Annotated in this window: 3 protein-coding genes; all 3 read right to left on the bottom strand. The window is 43.2% G+C overall.

What is annotated here, in order from left to right; all coding sequences use genetic code 11:
* Positions 1–92: 92 nt before the first annotated feature.
* The gene (locus KDK18_RS09005; protein ID WP_257254569.1) at positions 93–1,532 is read right to left on the bottom strand and encodes a serpin family protein; all 1,440 of its coding nucleotides are present in this window, start codon (positions 1,530–1,532) and stop codon (positions 93–95) included.
* A gap of 247 nt (positions 1,533–1,779) precedes the next feature.
* Positions 1,780–3,183, bottom strand: a complete 1,404-nt coding sequence (locus KDK18_RS09000) for a serpin family protein (RefSeq protein ID WP_257254568.1) — start codon at positions 3,181–3,183, stop codon at positions 1,780–1,782.
* A 211-nt stretch (positions 3,184–3,394) separates the two neighbouring features.
* Positions 3,395–3,588: hypothetical protein (locus tag KDK18_RS08995; protein ID WP_257254567.1), on the bottom strand; the 194-nt coding region annotated here is incomplete at its 5' end.

Raw genomic sequence — 3,588 nt, 5'->3', positions numbered from 1 at the left:
GTGTGTGAGGAAACTGGTAGCTCGCAATTAAAGCACTCCCTCGTTGCTCACGACAAAAAGGTGAGGGGAGTCAAGAGGCCCCCCTGTTCCGATTAATGGGTACCCGCTCCTGAAGTGCTCCGAGGATCTAGTAATTGTCCAATTATGATGATTTTTTTGGTTATTTTATTATGCAACATATAAAGAAATGGTCGACTAAATTGGATTGATTTTCTCTGATTGCTCTCCACAAACGATCTCGAAAATGACATGTGTGTGACAGCTGCGGCTCGGGTTCCATCTTTATTAACCTCAATTGCGCAATGTTGACGAACCACATTAATGTAAACAGGTAGAGTGACGGATAGCATAGTTCCTAATTCGAGGGGGTTTGTAAAAAGAGAATGTAAACCTGTTCTATCGAAAAATTTCTTCAATTCAATGTTCGAATCAACTTTAAAGGGTGGAAGTCCAAGAGAGATTTTTGAATATGATGGGCGTGATTCTTCAGAGTTTAAGGATGAAAATAATGCTTTTATTATTTTTGGTGATATCTCATGAGGCATTATACCTTCCGGAGGTAAAACCAAAATCATTTCATGCGCCCCCTGGTAAGGAACAGTAACTGCCTCCCAATCATTATGATTTGTGTATTGTATGGAACTGATTTCCTCCTCCATAAACTGCTCTAAAACAACTCTCTGGTTATTGGGTAAGGTAAATACGCCTGTATTTCGGACATTAAAAGACCTTTCCCAAAGCCCCTTGAAGTAAATAGAATTTATGAGTGCCAAGGTGGTATCTGGGGGCCATTGGTCGACGTGGCAAAATTGAGGAACCATGCCATGGGTTAATTGGCTAAATAGTCTGTTGAGCTCATCAGCGAGGTTTTGTAAAAATACACGGTCGAAGAAGTCGACTTTATCACGAATATCGGCGTTTATTTGTTTAAGTCTCTCACGATAAGTTTCCCGAAGTTCAAGTTCACTGGACAAGAGCAAACAATTCTCAATGAAGTATTCGTCCCGTGCAAAAGATGTTGCGATTGATGCTGTTGCACCGGATGACTCAGAGTAATTATCCCCCAGGTAGCTTTGTAGCAGTCGCCTGGTTTCGCCAGTAGCCCCCATGAGTATTAGTGCCAGTGATCTGAAAAGGCCATCAGGGGAGATAAGAAAATTTTCAGGCGTTTCTTTTGCTGCCTGGCTAAATATATTTATGGCAAGCTCCAGATTCCCCTGCGATTCATCCGACTGTGAACAGGGATTTGAATCAGGATTTGCTGGTATTGCCGATTGGGAGGGCATTGTGTCATATTGAAGTTCCTCGTCAGGATTTTTTTCATGAAACGCTGGGGAGAGTGAAAATCTTTCACGATTCTGATTGAAGTCGTAGGTGTCACAGGTCTCGGCCTGAAGTGGCGAGGGTAGCGAAAGGAAATGAAGCAAACTGACTGACAGCAGAACACGACTGTACTGCAAGTTTATAACGGGAGACTTGTTTGATAGTACCATGTTAGCACCCTGTCTTCTTAATATCAGGGCTTGTCTCAATATAATCTCACTTTTTACTGGACAGTTGCCCTCAGGAACGTTGTACGAAATTCAATATAGGGTGGTTTTTTGGTTAGTGCCCAAAAATTGTACCAGCTTAAGGGTCAGAGGCAGCTGATGCTGTAAAAATTAAAGATTCATTTTTTCTCGACAGCTATTTCCCCGTAAATTTCTGAGAACACTATTTTCTCTCAATTGCAACGAAAGGGTGAGGGGAGTCGTGAGGCTCCCCTTACCTGATTAATGGCTACCGGTACCCGATATCCGATTCCGAAGTGCTGCGAGGATCAAGTATCTGCCCAATGAAGATGATTCTATTTGTTAATTTATTATGCAATACATAAAGGAATGGTCGATTAAATTGGATGGATTTTCTCTGATTGCCCCCTCCCCCTCCTCTCGTTGTAGAGATGCGTGTGACAGCTGCGGCTCGGGTCCCATTTTCATTGACCTCAATTGCGCAATGTTGACGAACCAGATTAAGCAAAACACCTGGACCATTAGATAGCATAGCTCCTAATTCGAGGTGCCTTGTAAAAATAGGACGCAGAGGTGTTTTTCTCAGAAAGTAGCTCAATTCAATGTCCGAATCAACTTTAAAGGGTGGAAGTCCAATAGTGATTTTTGAACATGATGGGCATGATTGTTTGGAGTTTAATGATGAAAATAATGCCATTATTATATCTGCTGATATCTCATGGGGCATTATCCCTTCGGGAGGTAAAACGAAAATCATTTCATGGGCTCCCCGGTAAGGAACGGCGACTGCTTGCCAATCATTGTGACTTGTGTATTGGGTGGAACTGATTTCACCCAGCATAAATTTGTCCAAAGTGACTCTCTGGCCGTCGCGTAAAGTAAATAAACCTGCACTTCGGACTTTAAAAGAGCTTTCCCAAAGCGCTTTGAAGTAAATAGAATTTATGAGTGCCACGGTGGTATCTGGCTCCCATTGGCTGGCTTGGCAAAATTTTGGGACCATGCCATGGGTTAATTCGCTAAATAGTTTGTTGAGCTCATCAGCAAGGCTTTCTATAGATACATCGTCGTCGAACTTGATGTTTTCACGAACATCGACGTTTACTTGTTTAACTTTCTCACGATAAGTTTCCTTAATTTCAAGTTCATCGGACAAGAGCATAGTGTTCGAGACGAAGTAGTCGTCCTGTGCAGAAGATGTTGCGGTTGCTGCTGCAGGGGATGGCTCAGAATATTTATCTCCCAGGTAGCTTTGAAGCAATCGCCTGGTTTCTCCAGTAGCCCCCATGAGTACTGGTGCCAGCGATCGAAAAAGGCCATCAGGGGAGATAAGAAAATTTTCAGGAGTTACTTTTGCCGCCTGACTAAATACACTTATGGCAAGCTCCAGATCCCGCTTGGACTCAGCCGCTCGTGAATCAGGATCTGAATCAGGGTTTTCTGGTGTTGCCGATTGGTAATGTATTGTGTCACCTTGATGCTCGTCGTCAGAATCTTCTTCATGAAATGCCGGGTAGGGTGAAAGTTTTTCAGTATCTTTGTTGACGCCGAAGTGGTTATAGGGCAAAGCCCAGAGCTGTGAGGGTAGCAACAGGATATAAAGCAAACTGACCAAGAGTAAAATGCGCCTGTGCTGCAAGGCTATATCCGGAGATTTAATTACTTGAGCCATGTTGGCACCTCATAACTTCCTGATTTCAGGGATTGTCATCAAGAGGACCTTCCTATTCACTGGACAGTTTCCCAGCGGAGTGTTGAAAGGAAGATGTAACACAATATAGGATAGTTTTTTGGTGAGTACCTAAAAACTAAACCTGCTCAAGGGGCAGAGGGAATTGACGCTGTAAAAATTAAAGATTCAATGTTTATCCGTGGCTAGTTACTCAAAAATCTCTGAGAACCCTATTCCATCTAGCTTGCAAAGAAAGGGTGAGGGGAGTCATGATGCTCCCCCTGTCACGATTAATGGGTACTTGATCCTGATGAGTCTGCTCCAGACTCCCGGGGATCAAGTATCTGCCCCATGAAATGATTTTAGTTTTACCCCCGGAAAGAATAATGCCCCACGAAGTATCAC

Source organism: Endozoicomonas sp. SESOKO3 (genome assembly GCF_024606255.1).
The sequence above is the reverse complement of the archived record's forward strand: the minus strand, read 5'-3'. Positions and strand labels throughout refer to the sequence as shown.

Excerpts from the sequence above, each read along its gene's own strand:
- KDK18_RS09000 (WP_257254568.1), bottom strand. The coding sequence starts at position 3,183 with ATGGCTCAAGTAATTAAATCTCCGGATATAGCCTTGCAGCACAGGCGC.